Source organism: Candidatus Methylomirabilota bacterium (genome assembly GCA_036005065.1).
Lineage (GTDB): Bacteria > Methylomirabilota > Methylomirabilia > Rokubacteriales > DASRDR01 > DASYQW01.
In genome coordinates this window covers 1-19,062 of the sequence record DASYQW010000169.1, presented here as the reverse complement: position 1 = coordinate 19,062, position 19,062 = coordinate 1, and the positions used below count along the sequence as shown (strand labels likewise).

The 19,062-nt window shown below is 70.8% G+C and carries 20 protein-coding genes; 12 read left to right on the top strand and 8 right to left on the bottom strand.

Annotation, left to right across the window (positions count from 1 at the left end; translation table 11 throughout):
• Positions 1-403: 403 nt before the first annotated feature.
• The 6 genes from VGW35_12345 (at position 404) to VGW35_12320 (ending at position 5,971) form a co-directional block, all read left to right on the top strand.
• Positions 404-1,966 (top strand): ABC transporter substrate-binding protein, encoded by a 1,563-nt coding sequence (locus VGW35_12345; GenBank protein HEV8308450.1) that lies wholly within the window; start codon positions 404-406, stop codon positions 1,964-1,966.
• A gap of 22 nt (positions 1,967-1,988) precedes the next feature.
• On the top strand, positions 1,989-2,939 hold the full coding sequence (locus VGW35_12340; GenBank protein HEV8308449.1) for an ABC transporter permease: 951 nt from the start codon (positions 1,989-1,991) through the stop codon (positions 2,937-2,939).
• On the top strand, positions 2,932-3,858 hold the full coding sequence (locus tag VGW35_12335) for an ABC transporter permease (GenBank protein ID HEV8308448.1): 927 nt from the start codon (positions 2,932-2,934) through the stop codon (positions 3,856-3,858). The genes VGW35_12340 and VGW35_12335 overlap by 8 nt, the downstream gene beginning before the upstream one ends.
• A gap of 10 nt (positions 3,859-3,868) precedes the next feature.
• Positions 3,869-4,084 (top strand): hypothetical protein, encoded by a 216-nt coding sequence (locus VGW35_12330; protein HEV8308447.1) that lies wholly within the window; start codon positions 3,869-3,871, stop codon positions 4,082-4,084.
• Positions 4,081-5,478 (top strand): amidase, encoded by a 1,398-nt coding sequence (locus VGW35_12325; GenBank protein HEV8308446.1) that lies wholly within the window; start codon positions 4,081-4,083, stop codon positions 5,476-5,478. The genes VGW35_12330 and VGW35_12325 overlap by 4 nt, the downstream gene beginning before the upstream one ends.
• 64 nt (positions 5,479-5,542) lie before the next feature.
• The gene (locus VGW35_12320; GenBank protein ID HEV8308445.1) at positions 5,543-5,971 is read left to right on the top strand and encodes a hypothetical protein; all 429 of its coding nucleotides are present in this window, start codon (positions 5,543-5,545) and stop codon (positions 5,969-5,971) included.
• Between the two features lie 49 nt (positions 5,972-6,020).
• Here the strand turns inward: VGW35_12320 and VGW35_12315 are convergent, their stop codons facing one another.
• From VGW35_12315 to VGW35_12305, 3 genes are all read right to left on the bottom strand, one after another.
• On the bottom strand, positions 6,021-6,479 hold the full coding sequence (locus VGW35_12315; GenBank protein ID HEV8308444.1) for an RES family NAD+ phosphorylase: 459 nt from the start codon (positions 6,477-6,479) through the stop codon (positions 6,021-6,023).
• The gene (locus tag VGW35_12310) at positions 6,479-6,913 is read right to left on the bottom strand and encodes an antitoxin Xre/MbcA/ParS toxin-binding domain-containing protein (protein ID HEV8308443.1); all 435 of its coding nucleotides are present in this window, start codon (positions 6,911-6,913) and stop codon (positions 6,479-6,481) included. The genes VGW35_12315 and VGW35_12310 overlap by 1 nt, the downstream gene beginning before the upstream one ends.
• Positions 6,914-7,023: 110 nt before the next feature.
• Positions 7,024-8,739, bottom strand: a complete 1,716-nt coding sequence (locus VGW35_12305; protein ID HEV8308442.1) for a CocE/NonD family hydrolase — start codon at positions 8,737-8,739, stop codon at positions 7,024-7,026.
• A gap of 208 nt (positions 8,740-8,947) precedes the next feature.
• Between VGW35_12305 and VGW35_12300 the strand changes: the two genes are divergently transcribed.
• The 3 genes from VGW35_12300 to VGW35_12290 all read left to right on the top strand — a co-directional run bounded on the left by VGW35_12300 (position 8,948) and on the right by VGW35_12290 (position 12,529).
• Positions 8,948-10,561, top strand: coding sequence for an ABC transporter substrate-binding protein (locus VGW35_12300; GenBank protein ID HEV8308441.1), 1,614 nt, complete (start codon positions 8,948-8,950; stop codon positions 10,559-10,561).
• A gap of 128 nt (positions 10,562-10,689) precedes the next feature.
• The gene (locus tag VGW35_12295) at positions 10,690-11,637 is read left to right on the top strand and encodes an ABC transporter permease (GenBank protein ID HEV8308440.1); all 948 of its coding nucleotides are present in this window, start codon (positions 10,690-10,692) and stop codon (positions 11,635-11,637) included.
• A complete protein-coding gene (locus tag VGW35_12290) occupies positions 11,630-12,529 on the top strand; it encodes an ABC transporter permease (protein ID HEV8308439.1) in 900 nt (299 codons plus the stop codon). The genes VGW35_12295 and VGW35_12290 overlap by 8 nt, the downstream gene beginning before the upstream one ends.
• Positions 12,530-12,588: 59 nt before the next feature.
• Here VGW35_12290 and VGW35_12285 read toward each other — a convergent pair whose 3' ends face one another.
• On the bottom strand, positions 12,589-12,888 hold the full coding sequence (locus VGW35_12285) for a hypothetical protein (protein HEV8308438.1): 300 nt from the start codon (positions 12,886-12,888) through the stop codon (positions 12,589-12,591).
• A gap of 37 nt (positions 12,889-12,925) precedes the next feature.
• On the bottom strand, positions 12,926-13,390 hold the full coding sequence (locus tag VGW35_12280) for an isoprenylcysteine carboxylmethyltransferase family protein (GenBank protein HEV8308437.1): 465 nt from the start codon (positions 13,388-13,390) through the stop codon (positions 12,926-12,928).
• A gap of 728 nt (positions 13,391-14,118) precedes the next feature.
• Between VGW35_12280 and VGW35_12275 the strand changes: the two genes are divergently transcribed.
• Complete coding sequence (locus tag VGW35_12275; protein ID HEV8308436.1) at positions 14,119-14,382, top strand: helix-turn-helix transcriptional regulator; 264 nt, start codon at positions 14,119-14,121, stop codon at positions 14,380-14,382.
• Positions 14,379-14,960: an ATP-dependent Clp protease proteolytic subunit gene (locus VGW35_12270; GenBank protein HEV8308435.1), complete on the top strand. Its 582-nt coding sequence runs from the start codon at positions 14,379-14,381 to the stop codon at positions 14,958-14,960. The genes VGW35_12275 and VGW35_12270 overlap by 4 nt, the downstream gene beginning before the upstream one ends.
• A 226-nt stretch (positions 14,961-15,186) precedes the next feature.
• Here VGW35_12270 and VGW35_12265 read toward each other — a convergent pair whose 3' ends face one another.
• From VGW35_12265 to VGW35_12255, 3 genes are read right to left on the bottom strand one after another with little or no spacing between them, the layout of a single operon-like run.
• Positions 15,187-15,696: a hypothetical protein gene (locus tag VGW35_12265; protein HEV8308434.1), complete on the bottom strand. Its 510-nt coding sequence runs from the start codon at positions 15,694-15,696 to the stop codon at positions 15,187-15,189.
• A gap of 36 nt (positions 15,697-15,732) precedes the next feature.
• A complete protein-coding gene (locus tag VGW35_12260) occupies positions 15,733-16,479 on the bottom strand; it encodes an alpha/beta hydrolase (GenBank protein HEV8308433.1) in 747 nt (248 codons plus the stop codon).
• A gap of 47 nt (positions 16,480-16,526) precedes the next feature.
• Positions 16,527-17,783 carry an LLM class flavin-dependent oxidoreductase gene (locus VGW35_12255; GenBank protein ID HEV8308432.1) on the bottom strand — a complete coding sequence of 419 codons (1,257 nt, stop codon included), beginning with the start codon at positions 17,781-17,783 and terminating at the stop codon, positions 16,527-16,529.
• A gap of 175 nt (positions 17,784-17,958) precedes the next feature.
• Between VGW35_12255 and VGW35_12250 the strand changes: the two genes are divergently transcribed.
• On the top strand, positions 17,959-19,062 hold a 1,104-nt coding region (locus tag VGW35_12250; protein HEV8308431.1), incomplete at its 3' end, for an ATP-binding cassette domain-containing protein.

The following is a 19,062-nucleotide window of genomic DNA, read 5'->3' as shown; positions in this document are numbered from 1 at the left end:
TCGACGGTGGTGGCCGACACGGCGTCCTCGTTGGAGGACGCGAGCGCGGCCGGCGTGGTGCCGAACATCAGGGCCGCGGCCACCGCGAAGATCGCAGCGCTTCTCATGGTTCCACCTTCCTTTCCCGACGGTCGAGCCAGGCGGAACCTCGTGCAAGCCGACGGCCGGTTCGGGGTGGCCCCCGCAAGAATCAGGGGTTGACGGAGAGTCAGGATCTCGACAGGCCCGTGAGCCCGGCAAGAGACGCCGGTATCGGGTTTGTCGCCGACAGATCGCTGGCGAGGTGGCGCTCGGCGCCGTGTGGAAGAGGCTGTCCGGTGAAGCCGTTTGACAGACTACAGCGGGATGGCTAGGATGGCGCCACTCGCCGAGAGGACGCCGAGACGCGGAGAAGGAGGGGACGATGAAGCAGGCGTGGCTCTGGATCCTGGCCGGACTGATCGCGCTGGGTGCGGCCCCCGAGCCGGGGCAGGCTCAGACGGGTGCCGCCGGCACATTGGTCGTGGGCCTGGTGGCCGAGCCCGTGAACCTCGATCCGCCGCAAGTGACCGACCTCAACTCGAACCGCGTCTCCCGGCGCATCGCCGAGACCCTGGTGACGTTCGCCGACGAGAGCACCCGGGTGGAGCCGAACCTCGCCGAGTCCTGGACGATCTCCCGGGACGGGCTCGCCTACACCTTCAAGCTCCGGAAAGGGATCCAGTTCCACGACGGCACCCCGCTGAACGCCGAGGCCGTCAAGTTCTCGATCGAGCGGCAGTTCAATCCCGACCATCCCTTCAACAAGCTCGGCAAGTATCCCTTCGCGGCCTACTTCTTCGGCAACGTGAAGGCCGTCGAGGTCGTCTCGGACGACACCGTCCAGTTCGTCCTGAAGGAGCCCCGGGCCTCGTTCCTGAGCGTCCTGGCCGCCGGGGCCGCGTCGATCGTGAGCCCGACGGCGGTGCGGAAGCACGGCGCCGACTACGCGCTGAACCCGGTGGGAACGGGGCCGTTCCGCTACGTGAGCTGGGAGCGCGGCCAGCGGGTGGTCCTGGAGCGGAACCCGAATTACTGGAAGCACCCGGTCAAGGTGGAGCGCGTCGTCTTTCGCCCGATCGTGGAGGACCAGGCCCGGCTGACCGAGCTCCTGACCGGCTCGCTCGACCTCATCGTGGGCGTCCCGCCGGACTTCGTCGCCCAGCTCGAGAACAACCCGAAGATCGGCCTCCTCAAGCAGGTGGGCGCGCACGTCTGGTACCTCGGGATCAACAACCAGAAGAAGCCCTTCGACGACAAGCGCGTGCGCCAGGCGCTGAACTTCGCGGTGAACAAGGAGGCGATCGTCCGCGACGTCCTCAAGGGGACGGGCGCGGTCTCGCGCGGCCCCGTCCTGCCCGACACCTGGGGAGCGGACCCGGCGCTCAAGGCGTACCCCTACGACCCCGAGCGCGCCAAGAAGCTCCTGGCCGAGGCCGGCTATCCCAACGGGTTCGCGACGACCCTGTGGGTGCCCGAGTCCGGCTCCGGCATGCAGTCGCCGGTGGCGATGTCCACCGTCATCCAGTCGAACCTGCGCGCGGTGGGCGTCAACGTGACGCTCCAGACCATGGAGTGGGGCGCCTTCCTGGCCAAGCTCCGCTCCAAGGAGCAGGAGCTGTTCGCGCTGTCCTGGATGGCGGGCGCCGAGGACCCCGACCTGGTCGTCTATCCCTTGCTCCACTCCAGCCAGTGGACGCCGACCGGGCCGAACCGCGCCCTCTACAAGAACTCGCGGCTCGACGAGCTCCTGAACCAGGCCCGGAGCGTGACCGACCAGAGCAAGCGGGCCGAGCTCTACCGGGAGGCCCAGCGCATCCTCGTGGACGACCCGCCGTGGGTGTTCATCGACCACGAGATCCAGATCGCGGCATTCTCGCGACGGGTGCAGGGGCTCAAGCTCCACCCGAGCTTCGACCTCCGCGTGGAGACCATCTCCCTCCGGTAGGTCCCGGGGACCGGAACGGGCGTTGCGCCGCTATCTCACCCGGCGGCTCCTCTCCCTCGTGCCCGTGCTGGCGGGGGTGTCGGTCGTCGTGTTCCTCGTGCTCCACCTCTCGCCGGGTGACCCGGCCGAGATCATGCTCGGCTCGCAGGCGACCCAGGAGGACCTGGCTCGCCTGCGCGCCGAGCTCGGCCTGACCGAGCCGTTCCCGATCCAGTACCTCCGCTGGCTCGGCCACGTCCTCCAGGGCGATCTGGGCCGGTCGATCTGGACCAGGCGGCCCGTCCTCCGCGAGGTGCTCGACCGGTTCCGCGCGACGCTCGTCCTCACCGGGAGCGCGCTCCTGCTCTCGACGGTCGGCGGGATCGCCCTCGGGATCGCCTCGGCCACGCGGCGCAACTCGTTCCTCGACCGCGTGAGCGCGGTCGTGTCGCTCTTCGGCGCCAGCATGCCGGTCTTCTGGCTCGGCATCGTGCTCATGGTCCTCTTCTCCCTCTGGCTCGGGTGGCTCCCGGCCTCCGGCATGTCCGCCCCGTACGGCGGCGGCGGGGTGGTGGACCTCCTCGCGCACTTGATCCTGCCGGCGGTGACCCTGGGCGCCGCCTCGACGGCCATCGTCGCGCGGCTCACGCGCTCGAGCATGCTCGAGGTGCTGGGGCAGGATTACATCCGGACGGCGCGCTCCAAGGGGATGATCGAGCGGGCGGTGGTCGTGCGGCACGGGCTCTGGAACGCGCTCATGCCGATCGTGACCGTGGTCGGCGTGCAGGCCGGCTATCTCCTCGGCGGCGCCGTGCTGACCGAGACGGTCTTCGCCTGGCCCGGTGTGGGGACGCTGATGGTCCAGGGCATCCTGGCCCGCGACTTCCCGCTCGTGCAGGGCTGTGTCCTGGTGGTGGCCCTGAGCTTCGCCCTCATCAACCTCGCCGTCGACTTGCTGTACGCCTATCTCGATCCCCGCATCCGCTATGAGTGACGCGGACGCGGCGATCGGCGCCCGGCTCGACACGCTCGAGGCGCGGCCCCGGCCCGCCGGCCCGCGCGCCGGTGCCGTGGCGGGATCCGCGGCGTGGCGGCTGTTCGCCCGGAACCGCCTGGCGGCTGCGGCCGTCCTGGTTCTGGCCCTCGCCCTGATGGCGGCCGCGGCCGCGCCCTGGCTGCCGCTGGTCGATCCCGACACGGTCGACACCCCGAACCGCCTCCGGTCTCCCTTCACAGCGGGCCACCTCCTGGGGACCGACGAGTTTGGCCGCGACATGCTGAGCCGCCTCGTGTGGGGTGCCCGGATCTCGCTCCTGGCCGGGGTCGGGACGGCCGCCCTCGCGATGCTCGTCGGGGTGGCGCTCGGGATCGTCGGCGGCTACCATACCGGCTGGGCCGAGGCGATCGTCATGCGGCTGACCGACATCCTGATGGCGTTTCCCTACATCCTCCTGGCGATCGCGATCGTCGCCGGACTGGGGCCGGGGCTCCGGAATGCCATGCTGGCCATCGCCATCGTCGGGTTTCCGTTCTACACGCGGCTGGTGCGAAGCGTGGTCCTCTCGGTCCGCAGCCGGGAGTTCGTCGAGGCGGCGCGGGCGCTCGGCAGCCCCGACGCGGCGATCCTCGCCCGCCACGTGCTGCCCCACCTGTTGTCGCCCGTGATCGTGGCCTTCAGCCTCGACGTCGGCGCGAAGATCCTGGCGACAGCGGGTCTCTCCTTCCTGGGCCTGGGAACCCAGCCGCCGACGGCGGACTGGGGCAGCATGCTGGCCACCGGGCGCCAGTTCGTCATCCTGCGGCCGCACGTCGCGCTCCTCCCCGGCCTCGCGATCTTCGCCGTGGTCGTCGCCATCAACCTGGTCGGGGATGCGCTCCGCGACCTCCTCGACCCGCGCATGCGCGCCACCTGAGCCGCCGCCGATGGCCGAGCCCGACGGGCGCCGCGACGACGAGGTGGAGACCCTCTTCGCCCTGGTGCGCCAGCGGTACGGGGACCGGCTGACCGACGCCCAGCTCGAGGGGGTGCGCAAGGCCATCGAGGGGATCGTGGCGCAGGCGCGCGCCCTGCGGGCGGTGCGGCTTCGAAACATCGACGAGCCGTGGCCGCCCTTCGTGCCCTTCCGGGGTGATCCGTGAGCCCGGATCCCGTGTTCGTGCCCGTGCGGCGGCTCGCCGAGTGGGTGCGGGCGCGCCGGGTCTCGCCGGTCGCCCTGGCCGAGACGTTCCTCGAGCGGCTCGAGACCCTCGGGCCGAAGTACAACGCGGTCGTCACCGTGACGCGGGAGCGTGCGCTCGAGGAGGCGGCTCGCGCGGAGCGCGAGATCGCCGCGGGCCGCTACCGGGGCCTCCTTCACGGGATCCCCTACGGCGCCAAGGACCTCCTGGCCACCGGCGGCGGCATCCCGACCTCCTGGGGCGCGGCCCCCTTGCGGGGCCAGACCTTCGACGAGGACGCGACGGTCATCCGGAAGCTGGCGGACGCCGGGGCCGTCCTCCTCGGCAAGCTGGCGATGGTCGAGCTGGCCGGTGGCATGGGGTACCGCCAGCCCCACGCCTCCTTCACGGGACCGGGCGTCAACCCCTGGAACGTCACCGCCTGGAGCGGCGGCTCGTCCAGCGGGTCGGGCTCCGCCGTCGCCGCCGGGCTCGTGCCCTTCGCGATCGGCTCGGAGACGTGGGGCTCGATCCTCTCGCCGGCGGGCAACTGCGGGATCACCGGGCTCCGCCCGACCTACGGCCGCGTCAGTCGCCACGGGGCGATGGCGCTGGCGTGGACGCTCGACAAGATCGGGCCGCTCGGCCGCTCCGCGGACGACTGCGGGCTCGTCCTCGACGCCATCGCCGGACCCGATCCCGCCGATCCCACGACGACCGCCCGGCCGTTTCGCTACGACGCCTCCGATCCCCCGGGCCGGCGCTTCCGGTTCGCGGTGCCGGCGCGCGTGACGGAGCCCTGCGACGCCGACGTCCGGGCGAGCTTCGCCCGCTCGCTCGACGAGCTCGCGCGCATCGGCACGGTCGAGGAGGTCGAGTTCCCCGATCTCCCCTACGAGCAGGTCACGCGGACGATCCTCCAGGTCGAGGCGGCCAGCGCCTTCGAGGACCTCGTGGAGCAGGGCGTGATCGCCGAGCTCACGGCGCCCGAGGACCGCTACCAGGCCTACGCCCGCGACGCGATCCTCGCCAAGGACTACCTCAAGGCGCTCCGCCTCCGGGGCATCGTGGCCCGCGAGGTCGATCGGCTCCTCGCGCGGTTCGACGCCGTCGTGGCGCCCGGCCGAGCCGTGGTGGCCTCGCCGCTCGACCAGGAGTTTCGCAGCGCGGCCGGCGGGTCCCTGCCCGACCTCGTGGGCGCCATCGGCAACGGGGCCGGCCTCCCCGCCGTGGCCGTGCCGAACGGCTTCGGCGACCGGGGATTGCCGACCAGCCTCCAGTTCATGGGGCGGGCCTACGAGGAGAATCGGGTCCTGGCGGCGGCGCGCGCCTTTCAGGCCCGCACCGACTGGCACGAGCGGCGGCCGCCGGTCTAGCCGGCCGTGAGGCTTGATTCGGCGCGGTAACGGCGCTACCCTCGGCGTGCTGGAGGACCCGGCCATGCCCAACGTACCCGTGGAGCTCAGTCGCCTCAAGGCCGCGTGCGAAGCCATCGTGAAGGGTGGCGAGCGGATGTTCAAGTGGGAGTGGGACGGCCGATTCCACGCCGCCCTGTCGCCCTTCCGGGAGGACGACCGCGCGGCGGTACACGCCCTGCTCGAGCGCACGTTTCCCGGACACTGGGACATCAAGACCATCGAGGTCGCGGCACCGGTCGTTCGCGATGCCGCCCGATTCTTCGGGGGTCTCCGCGCGGGCCAGGAGCTCTTCGTCATGGGCGAGGACGGTCCGGTGATCATGTCCGCCGCCTGGTGGCCGTGGGGCAGCGGAGACACGATCTCGATCCGCATCAAGCCGCTCACCAAGGAGGTCTCCGAGCCGGAGGAGCGGCGACTGGTGAGCGAGTTCCGCGGCTGGTTCGGACTCTAGCGAGGAGGCTGTCGAAGCCCTCTCCGGCTGAGCGCAGCGCGCGCTCACGTCAGCGCTTCCACATCCGAGGATCGAAGCCGAAGGGTTCCGGTGTCCCGACCCGAATCCGGCGAAAGTCTCGATGGGTCGGACTCAGCAGGTAGTTGGGTTCCCGGGGAACGACCGCCGAGGGGACGACCAGCACGGCGGTCCGGCCGGACCGCACCCATTCCGAGCCGAGCTCGGCCAGACGCCCGGGAGCGGGATGGCTCCGCCAGTTTTCCGGGAGCCCCTCGATCCGGATCTCATGGCGGGAGACCGTGTCCGGGATATCGGCCGGGATTCCGGTCAGATCGGCCGGGGCCTCGCCCGGGTCCAGGTGAACGAAGTACTCGAGCGCCGCGAGTGACAGGGTACCCGAGGTGTAGATCATCGCGACGCCGCGGTGATTCCAGCGCCCTCCGGCCAGCCGGGCGCCCTCGCCGTCGAAGGTCCCGTGCGGCCGGCGGCAGACCCGCCAGACGCGGATCAGCTGTAGACCCCGTGGGCGATCCGGATGAGGAGGTCTTCGACCTGGCGAGAGCCGAGGTCGGTGTCGAGCTGGCGCAGCGGCACGGCGTTCCCGAGCGCCCGGTTGGGCTGGTGGAGCCACCGGATGGCCTTTTCCCGGCTGCCCAGGACCTCCTCGGCCAGGGCGGCGATCCGGCCCAGGCGGAAGAGTCGATCCGATTCGTCGGCGTGGAGGCGTTTCTCACGCTTCCGTCGGGCGAGCGTTCGAGGCGGCACGTGCAGGACGACGCCGAGCTCCGCTGTCCCGATCTTGAAGCCCGAGGCGACCGCCTCGAGCGCCGAGTAGGGCAGGCCGGCCCGGAGCTGCGTATGAAGCTCCTCGATCGTGGACGCCTTCCGTTTGAGGACCCGCGGTCCCCCCAACGTCTCGACAATCCGGTCCGCCGTGACCATCGTCGGCCACCTCCCCTCAGGCATCTGGCATTTAGTATAATGCCATATGGCACAAGGGGCAAATCGGGAGCTGGGCACACGCGACCGGGCGCCGTGGAACGGTCGGGTACTCAGCTCTCGATCACCGGGAGGAGGATCCGCGAGGGCCGACGGGCGTCGTGGAAGACGGTGTTGAGCGCGACCTGGCCGCGCGCTTCGGCGGCGACCGGGCCGCCCGTGTTCGGGTTCCGGTCGAAGCGCGGGAAGCTCGAGGAGGTGACCGCCACCCGGATCCGGTGACCCCGCCGGAAGGTGTTGGCCGTGGCCCAGAGATCGACCGTCAACTCGTACACCTGGTTCGGCGTGAGAGGCGTCGGGTGCGCGCCGGACTCCCGGTAGCGCGCGCGGAGGATGCCGTCGCAGAGGAGGCGGGAGAACCCGTCCGGCTGGACGTCGGTCAGGCGGACCACGAAGTCGGTGTCGGGCGCCGAGGACATGGCGTGGAGGACGCAGCGCACATCGCCGACGATGGTGAGATCGCGCTCGAGCGGCGCGCTCGTGTAGGTGAGGCAGCGGACCGCGAGGCCCTCGATCGGCCGCTGGTCATAGGCGCCGCCCGGGATGTTCAGCGTCGCGCCGCCGAGGGTGGGCACGGGATCGTCGGGGTCGTAGCGATAGCCCTCGGCCGACTCGGCGCCGGCCGGCGCATCCGCGGCGAGGGCCCCGCCGTCCCGCAGGTACCACGGCGTGTAGCGGGTGCCGGGTAGCGGATACTCCTCGGCCGCCCGCCAGCGGTTCTCGCCCATGACGAAGAGCTGGACCCGCGGCTCGTCCTGGACGTCGTTGCGCGCCTTCTTGAGCCAGTGCTCGAACCAGGGGAGCCGCTTCGCGTTGTAGTCCCAGACCGCGTCGGCGCCGAAGTCGACCTCGCCCTGGACGCTCTTGGCCATGTTCCAGGGACCGTGCACCCACGGCCCGATGACCAGCCGCTGAGCGTCGCGCGCCGCCGGGCTCCGGGCCTTGGCCCGCAGGCCGACGAAGTTCTTGAGCGTCCCGGCCAGGAAGATGTCGAACCAGCCGCCGAGATGCACGATCGGCGTGTCCACCTCGGCGTGTTGGTGGGTGATGTTCCACCGCCACCAGAACGGGCCGTCGGCGGGGTGGGCCAGGAACTCGTTGAACCAGTCGTCCAGGCCCTCGACCAGCGGGTTGGGATGGAGGGGCCGCTGCCGGTGCCAGCTCTCGAGATCGCCGAGGGCCTTCTCGAGGATGCCCTTCCGCCGGGCGTGCTCCTCGGGGCTCGGCGCCAGACGGGCCAGGTTGTTGTAGGTCCACTTGACGGTCCACTCCAGCATGAAGGCGAGCTCGAAGGCGCCCCCCCGGTACACCCACTCCGCCCAGTAGTCGGCCGACGACTCCCGCACGTACATGGCGCGGAGATGGGGTGGCCGCGTCGGCGCCAGACGGTACTGGGTGGCGCCCGCGTATGACCCGCCGATGGTGCCGACCTGGCCGTCGCACCACGGCTGGGCGGCCACCCACTCGACCGTGTCGTAGCCGTCTCGAGTCGGGCCCCAGCCGTCGTCGTGGAAGGGGACGAAGCGGCCCTCGGAGGCGAAGCGGCCGCGGACGTCCTGGATCACCACGGCGTACCCGTGCGAGGCGAAGAACGGCGGGGCGCCCACCTGACACTCGGGCGAGTTGTCCTTGCTGTAGGGCGTCCGCTCGAGCAGGGCGGGGAACGGCCCCCCGTCCTTCGGCAGGTAGACGTCCGCCCGGAGGATGGTTCCGTCCCGCATGACCTGAGGGACGTCGCGCTGGACCGTGAAGGGCGAAGGCTCCGGCATTCGAGCGCCTTTCTCGCGCGAGGCGGTCCGCGCCGCGCGCCCGGGACCCTCCGAGGATAGATCATCCGGTCCCGAGTCGCCAGTCTGTCCGCGCTGTGCTAGAGTGGCCCCCACCATCCCGGGGGCGGTGGGGCGTGTCGCCGCCCACAGCCAGGGAATCTCTCGGATGCGGAACGGGTGCCGGAGCACCCACAAAGGAGGGCCGCGTATGGCACGGACGGGATCGGAGTCGGATCGGGGTCTCACTCGGCGGGGGCTCCTGGGCGGGGGACTGGCGCTCGGCGGCGGCCTGGCCGGGCTCGAGCTCTTCGGCGCCACCGCCCGGCCGGCGCGCGCCCAGACGACCGGATCGCCGAGGCACGGCGGCACGGTGATCGCCGCGGCCGAGATCGACCCCATCGCCCTGGACCCCCACACGGGCTCCAACTTCTCGTCGGTGCAGGCCTACGACCACATGTACGAGAGCCTGACGATGTACGACGAGAAGACCAACATCGTGCCGGCGCTGGCGCAGAGCTGGGAGATCACCAACGGCGGGAAGACGTACACCTTCAAGCTCCGACCCAACGTGAAATTCCACAACGGCCAGACCATGACGGCCGACGACGTGAAGTACTCGATCGACCGGGTCCTCGACCCGAAGACCGCATCGCCGTGGGTGAGCTGGCTCAACGCGATCAAGGAGATCAAGGTCGTCGATCCCCTCACGGTCCAGATGAACCTCGACGCGCCCTATCCGCTCGTCGGCTCGTTCGCCGGCATGCGGGCGGCGGGCATCATCCCGAAGGGGCTGGCCGAGAAGGAGAACCTGAAGATCCGGGGCATCGGCACCGGTCCCTTCAAGCTGGTCGAGTACGTGCCGCAAGACAGGATCGTCTACGCGCGCCACGCGGACTACTGGGACAAGCCGCTGCCGTATCTCGACGGGATGACCTTCAAGGTCCTGACCGAGGAGAACGCCCGGATCGCCGCGCTCCGGGCCGGCCAGATCCAGTACGCCTTCCTGTCCGCCCAGGGCGCGGCGCAGCTCGAAGGCGCCCCCGGGATCACCGTCGCGAAGAGCCCGTTCGCCTGGGTCGTCCTCCACTACATCAACGTGCTCAACAAGCCGCTGAGCGACGCGCGCGTCCGCCGGGCGATGCGGATGGCCGTGGACACCAACGAGGTGATCCAGAAGGCGGCGTTCGGCGCCGCGGTGCCCTCGGGCCCCGTCCCCACGGGCTACGGCGACTGGTACCTCGACCCCAAGACCCTGCCCTACCTCAAGGCGGACGTCGAGGGCGCGAAGAAGCTCCTGGCCGAGGCCGGCTACCCGAACGGCTTCAAGGTTGAGATCAAGTGCTCGCCCCAGTACCCCGAGTTCGTCGCCGCGACGCTGGTGATCCAGGAGTCGCTCAAGAAGATCGGCGTCGACGTCACCGTCACCCAGATGGAGTGGGGGGCGTTCGTGGCCGAGAACGCCAAGTCGAACCGGTCCTGCGGCAAGGAGGGCTCGGACGTCTACTCCTCCGCCAACACCTTCCGTCCCGATCCGGACGGGTTCCTCTACTCCTACTTCCATTCGAAAGGGGACCTCAACAAGGGCGGCTGCGACCGACCGTACCCGCGGGTGGACGCCCTGCTCGTCGAGGCCCGCCAGAGCTCCAATCACGCGGAACGCCGCCGGCTCTACCACGAGGCCCAGCGGATCCTGCTCGAGGAGAGCCCGAACTGGTGGTGGTATGCGAAGTTCAACATCGAGGCGGTGTCCAGCAAGGTCCAGGGGTATGCCCAGTCCTTCACGGGGCGCCGGCTCTTCCTGAAAAAGACCTGGCTCGCCTGAGGACTCGGAGGGGGGCTCTGCCCCCCTTCCGACGGCCCCCGCGGCGAAGCCGCGGCGTTCGCCCTCCGGCGAACGCTTCGGGGCCTGCCTCCCCCCGGGACGGCGGCCTCGAACCAGGCTGAGTACGCATGCGGTACCTTGCACGGCGCGCCCTGTGGACCGTGGTCGCCCTGCTCGGCGTCTCGGTCCTGATCTTTCTCCTGGTGCGCCTGCTGCCCGGCAACATCGTGGACATCATCGCCGGCACCGAGGGCCAGCTCAGCCGGGAGCAGCGGACCGCGGTGTTGCGGGAGTTCGGCCTGGACCGCCCGGTGCCGGTGCAGTACGCGCTCTGGCTGCGGGGGATGCTCCGGGGAGACCTCGGCTGGTCGTTTCGCTCCGGCCAGCCGGTGGCCCAGCTGCTCGTCTCCCGCCTGCCGGTGACGATCGAGCTGGCCCTCCTCACCGTCCTCGGCGTCACCCTGGTGGGCATCCCTCTCGGCGTCCTGGCCAGCGTCTCGCGGAGCATGCGGGTCAAGACGGGGGTCCAGATCGTGGGCCTCCTGGGCCTCTCGGTCCCGAGCTTCTGGATCGCCGTCCTGCTCATCATCACCGCTTCCCATCTCTTCGGCTGGCTGCCCGCGCTGATCTTCGTGAGCCCGTGGTCGGACCCGTGGGTCAACCTCCAGCAGATGTTCCTCCCGGTGCTGTCGCTGGCGCTCGGGCTCTCGGTCGTCGTCGTCCGCATGACCCGCTCGTCCATGCTGGAGGTCCTCGGGCAGGACTTCGTCAAGGTCGCGCGGGCGAAGGGCCTGTCGGCGCGCGCGGTCCTCCTCCGGCATGCCCTGCGCAACGCGCTCATCCCGATCGTCACCGTCCTGGGCCTCCAGATGGGCTACTTGCTGGGGGGAGTCGTGATCACCGAGCAGATCTTCGGGCTGCCGGGCCTGGGGTGGACGCTCCTCAACGGCGTCTACCAGCGCGACTACCCGGTCGTCCAGGCGACCGTGATGCTCTTCGCCGTCACGTTCGTCGTGATCAACCTGGGCGTGGACCTCCTGTACACCTACCTCGATCCGCGCATCCGGTATGAGTGACGCCGATACCGCCCGGGACGTCGTCGCGCTGCCGCGCGTCGCGGCGGCCCGGCCGGCGCGCCGCGCCCGACTGACGCGGGCGCTCGGGCGGACCCCCGTCGCGCTCATCGGGGGAACCACGGTGGCGGTGGTGATACTGGTGGCGCTGGCGGCGCCGGTCCTGGCTCCGCACGACCCCGTGGCTCAGATCGCGAAGCCGCTGCTGCCGCCGGGGGGCACGTACCTGGCCGGGACCGACGAGTTCGGGCGGGACGAGCTGAGCCGGCTGATCCACGGCGCCCGGGTCTCCCTGTACGTGGGCGTGCTGGCCGTCCTGATCGCGCTGGCGGTGGGCGGGACGTCGGGGATCGTGGCGGGTTTCCACGGCGGCTTCGTCGACGACGCCGCCATGCGCGTCATGGACATGCTGCTGTCGATGCCCCCGCTCGTCCTGGCCATTGCCATCACGGCCGTGCTGGGCCCCAGCCTGACCAACGTCATGCTGGCGATCGGGATCGTCTACTCGCCGACCTTCGCGCGGGTGGCGCGCGGGCCGACGCTGGCCGTGGTCCGCCTCCCCTACATCGAGGCGGCGCGGGCGATCGGGGCCTCCAGCCTGGCGATCGTCCTGCGCCACGTGCTCCCGAACGTCGCCGCCCCGATCCTGGTCCAGGCCACGGTATCGCTCTCGACGGCGATCCTCACGGAGGCGGCGCTCTCCTTCCTGGGGCTGGGGACGCAGCCGCCGACGGCCTCGTGGGGGCTGATGCTGAGCGCGTCCCGGCAGTACATGCTGATCGATCCCTGGATCGCCGTCCTGCCGGGCTCGGCGATCGCGGTGACCGTGCTGGGCTTCAACCTCCTGGGGGACGGCCTGCGCGACGTCCTGGACCCGCAGATGCCCGCGCAGTGACCTCGGGGTCGCCGGGGTGACTCAGCCGATGACGAGTCGCCCGGGCTCATCAGGATGCGTCAGATCTCGGACGAGAAGCCGAGTCGCGCGGCCACGCGTTGTTGTGACCGGTCGAGCGTCATGAACGCGAGGTCCCTGCCGTCAGGGGCGAGCAACAACGCGCATGCAAGGTGCCACAGTTCCGCGCCCTTGAGATAGCCCAGTGTCGTGATCCGATCGAATTCCTGGGTGAGCGGTCGATTCGGATGAACCCAGGTGATGCCAGCCACGAGGTCTTGGGCGGCGTCTCCGGAGACCCCTTCGCGGGCCAGTGCCGACCGAAGCTCGGCCTCGAGAAGGTTCGACGAGAACAGGCTCATACCCATCCCGGCTACGCGTTCACCCGCAGATCCGGAATCACCGAAACCTCCCTAGTCCGGGCAAAAACCGTCCGACCCGGCGCGCGTATTCGCGATAGCTCTCCCCATACGTCCGCAGCAGGTACGCTTCTTCCGCGGCCACCTGCTGCCGAACACCGATGTATGCGCCCAGCAGCAGGCCGAGCGAAAGCCGCGTCGGGAGCATCAGTGTGTAACCACTCAGGGTGACGAGCAAGGCAAGGAAGATCGGGTTTCGGCAAAAGCGGTAGAGCCCGCTCGTTACCAGCCCGGGGCTCGCACCTTCGTCGATCCCGATCCGCCATGAAGCGCCGAGGTGGAGCTGAGCCGTCACGAGGAGAAGGACCCCTCCACCCAACAGCACCGCGCCCATGACTTGCCAGGGTTCCGGGCTCGAGCGGCGGTCCGCGCCCAGCGGCGAAAGCGAATCGGGCCATCCGGCCGCCATGATGGCTTGCCCGACGAGGAACACGAACAGCACCACACCCAGGCTGTCTCGCAGGTTTTGGCCGCGGCTCCTCGAGCGGAAAAGGATGATGCCCCAGGTGCCGTGCCGACGGAATTGCAGCCACGGCCGCCAACAGCATACGACTCCGACGAAGAGCACGGCGCCAGCGAGAGGAAGAAATCGCCACATCACCTGAGTTCGCCCATCAGCGCTCAGCAGCCGGGGCGTACCGCGCCAGCCCCGGTCTGTGGCAGGGCAGGATCGGGCGACCGACGATCACAACGAGTCGCGAACCTGGCTTTCGGTAAGTGCGGCATCACCAGAACCGGCGATTACGATGGCCGGTCCTCCAGTCGAACACCGCGCCCACTCCTCAGCGCGTCCCGCGCCTCGGCCACCCGGCGCAAAAAGTCGGGATGGTGCTCCAGACGATAATCGAACCAATCAGCGAGCGCCACCCGGCGCATCGGGCGTCCCGTGCTCGGCAAGCCCGTGCGCCACTTCGGCTTTCGTGACGATCGCGAGAACCTCGACGGCTTCCGCCGTGACGTCATGGAAGACTCGCACCTCCCCAACCCGGAGTCTATACTGCGGCTGACTCACAGGCATCATCTATCGCTCGGCCTGCCCGCGCTGGCCGCGCTCGGTGGGGAGGGGAGGAGCTGGTGCGGTGCGCGCTGTCCGGGCGGCGGTCGAGGTGCCGGCGCGCCTTCGCCGGTCGATCGATTGCCGGTCCATACTGGATGTGATATACCTCATTCGAGATGACCCGCGGCCAGGGCTCGGCGTTCCCCGGATTCCGCGAGATGGCCGAGCGGCGGCGGCAGCTCGTGGCGAGCCTGGTGGCGCGCCGGCGCACGCTTGGCCTGTCTCAGACCGAGGTGGCGGCGCGCATGGGCACGTCACAGTCCGCGGTGGCCCGGTTGGAGTCGGGGGCGGCCGACGTCCGGCTCACGACACTGGAGCGATACGCGGCGGCCCTGGGCCGGCGGCTCGACTGGCAGCTCCGGGCGAGGGGAGACAGGTGACGCGCGAGCCGGCGCCTCGCCCGGAGGAGTCACCCGGCCGCGGGGGCCCGCCGGCCTGGTTGCAGGAGCGGCTGTTCGAGCGCCGGATGGTCTTCGTCACCGGCCGGCTCGACGACGCCGTCGCGGCCCGGGCGGCGGCGGAGCTCATGACGCTGGACGCCACCGGCGACGGGCCCATCGAGCTCTCGCTGGACAGCCCGGACGGCACGCTCGAGGCGGCTTTCGTCCTCATCGACACCCTCGACCTGCTCCGCGCGCCGGTGCGCGCGCACTGCCGGGGGCAGGCCGGGGGGCCCGCCCTCGGCGTCGTGGCCGTCGCGGACCAGCGCTCCGCCTCGCCCCACGCGAGCTTCCGGCTCGCCCAGCCGACGGTACAGCTCTCCGGCGCCGCCGACCGGCTCGCCGCGCAGAGCCAGCACCACCTCGACCGGCTCTGGAGGTTCGAGGCTCGCCTCGCGCAGGCCACGGGCCGGCCGCCCGAGGAGATCTCCCGGGACATGCAGCGGGGACGGTACCTCGACGCCCGGGAGGCCCTCGCCTACGGCCTGATCGACGCGATCCGCCCGCCCACGCCGTAGCGGGAGTGTCGGAGTAACCAGGCAGCTCGCCCCGAGCGGCCCATGCGTCGAGCAGCGCTCCGAGCGGCGGCTTCGCCGCCGCCACGACGGGGGGCATCGGGGGGGTCTTCCGAGCCCCCCCGAAATGACCTAGGTCTCGCCCGCGAAGCTCACCTCGCCGGATCCGAGGCCGAGCGGGGTCGTGCGCCCGATCACGTCGACAGCTCCGTCCGCGGTCAGCGGTGGGTCATGCGGGCGGGCTCAGCAGGTAGCCGGAGAAGCTGAAGTTCGCGAAGCCACTGCCGGTCAGGTTGTTGCGCGACGCGCGGACGCGGACCAGCGAGCCGGGTCGCGCGTAGATGCGCACGTGGTGTAGCCCGTAGAAGTTCCGGTGGCTGATGAACGTCCCTTGCGGGGTCAGCACGAGCCAGCCGCCGAAGACCGTCCCGCCCGCCGTGCCCAGGGCCTCGAACTTGGCCGTCATGTCGCCGGCCGGGGTGGCCGCCCGGACGGCGATCTGCTCGATGACCAGCCGCCGGTTCACGGGGACCGCGAAGGACCCGAGGGTCTCGGGGCCGGGAATGCTCAGCGTCACGTTGGCCTGGAAAGGCTGCCCCGCGTCGGGGTCTCCGGGCTCGGGGCCGCTGGAAGCGAGCGCCACCCGGTCACGGGCCGCCTGCGGCATCACCACCGCCATCGTCGCGCCGAGCACGACCGCGCCGAGAATCACGAGGACGGACAGCTTGAACAAATGCATGATGCTCTCCTTCTTGCGCTTGTCAGGCCCGAGGAGCTACTGACCCAGGAAGTCGCGCACCAGGCGGGCCACCGCCTCCGGGTGCTCCAGATGCGGCGCGTGCCCCGCCTGGTCAACGATCTCGACCCGCGCCCCGGGAAGGCGCCGCGCGAACTCCTCGCCGTAGATGGGCGGCACCAGGCGGTCCTCCTTGCCCCAGACGAGCAGCGTGGGCGCGGTGACGCGATGAATCCGCTTCTTCAGCCCCTTGTCGGGGAGGGGCCAGAGGAACTTCCCGCTGGCGCCCACGGCCCAGACGAGCCGAACCCGCGCCATGGCCACGGCCTCCGGGTCCTGGGCGGGGGCAAACATCCGCCGGGCGGCGTCCCCGTCGGGGTCGCGGAAGATGTGACCGGGGAGGTCTCGGGGGTTGAGCAGCATCCAGTTGACGATGGGCGCGTCCTCGCGCCAGAGACCGAGCGGATCGATGAGCGCCAGGCGGCGGGCGCGGCCCGGGTAGGCCGCGGCCACCTCGCAGGCCACCATCGCGCCGAAGGAGTGGCCGACGAAGGCCGCGCTCTCCAGGCCCAGCCCCTCCAGCAGCTCGTCGTAGCAGAGGACCAGGTCCCACAGCCCGTCGAGCTGGTAGATGTCGTCCGGCCGTCCGGGAGAGGTGCCGGGGTGCTCGGGCGCATGGACGGTGAAGCTTCCGGCCAGCTCGTCCAGGAACGGATCCCACTGGAGACCCCAGGGACCGTGGAAGAAGACGAGCGGGGGACCGTCGCCTTTCGACAGGACGCGCATGCGGATCCGGCTGTGCCAGACGGCGAGGGTCCGCTCCCGCGTGGAGGTCAGCGCGCGTCCCCCGACACCCAGGCGGTCACGGGGGGCGCCGTGGTCTCGCGGAGCCCTTGCGGCCACCAGTGGTTCACCCAGCCCTCGTCGTCCCAGATCCCCCGGAGGTGCGGCAGCACTTCTCGGGCGAGGCGCTCGATGTTCTCCAGCACCAGCTCGTGCGGCATCGAGCCGATCTGCACGAGGAGCATCAGGTTCCCCACGTGCAGGCCGTTGACGACTTCCTCCTTGAGCCGGTCGCGCACGGTGGCCGGGCTTCCGGCGATGACGTACCCCTTCTCCACGAAGTCCCGGTAGCGGAGGTCCTTGGGGTTCTCCGGCCGGCGCACCGGGTTCCGGGTGGTGGCGACCAGGCTCTGGTAGTCCTGGTTGCCCGGCGGGGAGAACCACGGGCCCGGCACGTGGAGGCACTTGTGATAGAAGTACTCGACATGCCGCGCGTAGAGCTCCTCGGCACGGGCGTCCGTCTCGGCGACGGCCACCAGCTGGAGGAATCCGGCGCGGTAGGGATTGGCGTCTCGGCCCTTCCGGGCCGCCACCTCCCAGTAGCCCTGCATCATGCTCTTGGCCGACCGGGCGCCGGAGTAACTGAGGAAGCAGTAGCACACGTCGTGCTCGACGGCGAAGTCGAAGGTGCTCACGCTCCCCGAGCCCGGGACCCACACCGGAGGGTGGGGCTGCTGGATGGGCCGGGGCCACAGGTTCACGTTCGCCAGCTGGTAGTACCGGCCGTTCCACGGGAAGATCTCGCGCGCCTGCCAGGCCTTGAGCGTCAGGGCGAAGGCCTCGCGGTAGCGCTCCCGGTGCTCCATCGGCGTGATGCCGTAGCAGAGGTTCACGTCCATGGGACTGCCCAGGGGCAGGCCGGCCACCAGCCGCCCCCCGCTGATGCAGTCCAGCATGGCGTACTCCTCGGCGACGCGGATCGGGGGATTGGAGGTCGGGAGGGTGGCGCCCATCTGGACGATGGCGACGTTCAGGCCCGTGGTGAGCCGGGCCAGGATGCTTCCCATGAGGTTGGGGTTGGGCATGAAGCCGTAGGCGTTCTGGTGATGCTCGTTGGTGCAGATGCCGTCGAACCCGCACCGGGCGGCGTAGAGCAGCTCGTCCAGGGTCCAGTTGTAGTACTGGCCCACCCGGCGGGCGTCGGCCAGCTCCCACCACGGAGGCGTCACCCAGACGGACTCGTAGCGGGTCTCGAAATCCGAGGGGAGCTCCCGGTACGGCATCAGGTGAAAGGCGCTGATCTTCATCCCGGTTCCTTTCGACACCAGCGTGACGAGGGCGCGTCCAACGTTACTGGCGGCCCCTCGACCGTGTCAATCCCCGGAAGACGTGAGCGCCGGGCTGCCGGCGCTCGTCAGGCGTGAGTCGGAAGCGCATCTCCGCGGCGCCCCTCCGGCGGGACGCTGCGTATAATAGCGCCGCATGGCCCGGACGCTCCTCCTCGGGTGCGAGTCGGTCAGCAAGGCCTACGGCACGCGGCGCCTCTTCGACGACCTCTCCTTCGGGCTCTTCGAGGGCGAGCGCGCGGGCCTGGTGGGGCCCAACGGCTCCGGCAAGTCCACGCTGCTGCGGATCCTCGCCGGCCTCGAGCCGGCCGACCGGGGCGCGCGGTCGCTCCGCGGCGGCATCATGCTCGGCTACGTGCCGCAGGACCCCGTCTTTCCTGCGGGCCGCACCGTCCTAGACGTGCTCGCCTCTGCGCTCGAGGCCGTCGACGAGGCCGAGCGGCCCGGCCGACTGGCCCAGACGCTGGGCCGCGCCGGCTTCGCGGACGGGCGCGCTGCGGTCGACGCGCTGTCCGGCGGCTGGCAGAAGCGCCTCGCCATCGCGCGCGAGCTGGCGGGCGCCCCCGACGTGCTCCTGATGGACGAGCCCACCAACCACCTCGACGTCGACGGCATCCTGTGGCTCGAAGAGGTCCTCACCGTAGAGGCGCGCGCCTGCCTGGTGGTGAGCCACGACCGCTACTTCCTCGAGCACATCGCCACGCGGATGCTCGAGCTGAGCCCCGTCTACCCGCGCGGCCTCTTCGAGGCCGATGGCCGCTACAGTGACTTCCTGGCCCGGCGCGACGAGCTCCTCCGCGGCCAGGCCGCCTACCAGGAGTCGCTCGCCAACACCGTCCGGCGCGAGATCGCCTGGCTCCGCCGCGGCGCCAAGGCGCGGTCCACGAAGGCCCAGGGCCGGATCAAGGCGGCGGGCCGCCTCATCGAGGAGCTGGCCGACGCCCGGACGCGCACCGCCTCCGTCGCCGCGGCCGCCGGCATCGAGCTCGCGGGCAGCGAGCGGCGCACGCGGCGGCTCGTCGCCGCCCGCGGGCTCACGAAGTCACTCGGCGGCCGGCTCCTGGTTCGCGATCTCGACCTCGTCATCGGCCCTGGCACGCGCATCGGCGTCATCGGCCCCAACGGCAGCGGCAAGACGACGCTGCTGGAGTTGCTCGCCGGCACGCTCGCGCCCGACGCGGGCGAGGTCGAGCACGCCGAGGGGCTGCGCATCGCGCGCTTCGAGCAGGGCCGCGCCGCC

Excerpts from the sequence above, each read along its gene's own strand:
- VGW35_12310 (HEV8308443.1), bottom strand. The coding sequence starts at position 6,913 with ATGGTCACGGCGGACCGGATTGTCGAGACGTTGGGGGGACCGCGGGTC.
- VGW35_12345 (HEV8308450.1), top strand. The coding sequence starts at position 404 with ATGAAGCAGGCGTGGCTCTGGATCCTGGCCGGACTGATCGCGCTGGGT.
- VGW35_12320 (HEV8308445.1), top strand. The coding sequence starts at position 5,543 with ATGCCCAACGTACCCGTGGAGCTCAGTCGCCTCAAGGCCGCGTGCGAA.
- VGW35_12305 (HEV8308442.1), bottom strand. The coding sequence starts at position 8,739 with ATGCCGGAGCCTTCGCCCTTCACGGTCCAGCGCGACGTCCCTCAGGTC.
- VGW35_12330 (HEV8308447.1), top strand. The coding sequence starts at position 3,869 with ATGGCCGAGCCCGACGGGCGCCGCGACGACGAGGTGGAGACCCTCTTC.
- VGW35_12255 (HEV8308432.1), bottom strand. The coding sequence starts at position 17,783 with ATGAAGATCAGCGCCTTTCACCTGATGCCGTACCGGGAGCTCCCCTCG.
- VGW35_12275 (HEV8308436.1), top strand. The coding sequence starts at position 14,119 with ATGACCCGCGGCCAGGGCTCGGCGTTCCCCGGATTCCGCGAGATGGCC.
- VGW35_12295 (HEV8308440.1), top strand. The coding sequence starts at position 10,690 with ATGCGGTACCTTGCACGGCGCGCCCTGTGGACCGTGGTCGCCCTGCTC.
- VGW35_12290 (HEV8308439.1), top strand. The coding sequence starts at position 11,630 with ATGAGTGACGCCGATACCGCCCGGGACGTCGTCGCGCTGCCGCGCGTC.
- VGW35_12260 (HEV8308433.1), bottom strand. The coding sequence starts at position 16,479 with ATGCGCGTCCTGTCGAAAGGCGACGGTCCCCCGCTCGTCTTCTTCCAC.
- VGW35_12300 (HEV8308441.1), top strand. The coding sequence starts at position 8,948 with ATGGCACGGACGGGATCGGAGTCGGATCGGGGTCTCACTCGGCGGGGG.
- VGW35_12265 (HEV8308434.1), bottom strand. The coding sequence starts at position 15,696 with ATGCATTTGTTCAAGCTGTCCGTCCTCGTGATTCTCGGCGCGGTCGTG.
- VGW35_12335 (HEV8308448.1), top strand. The coding sequence starts at position 2,932 with ATGAGTGACGCGGACGCGGCGATCGGCGCCCGGCTCGACACGCTCGAG.
- VGW35_12285 (HEV8308438.1), bottom strand. The coding sequence starts at position 12,888 with ATGAGCCTGTTCTCGTCGAACCTTCTCGAGGCCGAGCTTCGGTCGGCA.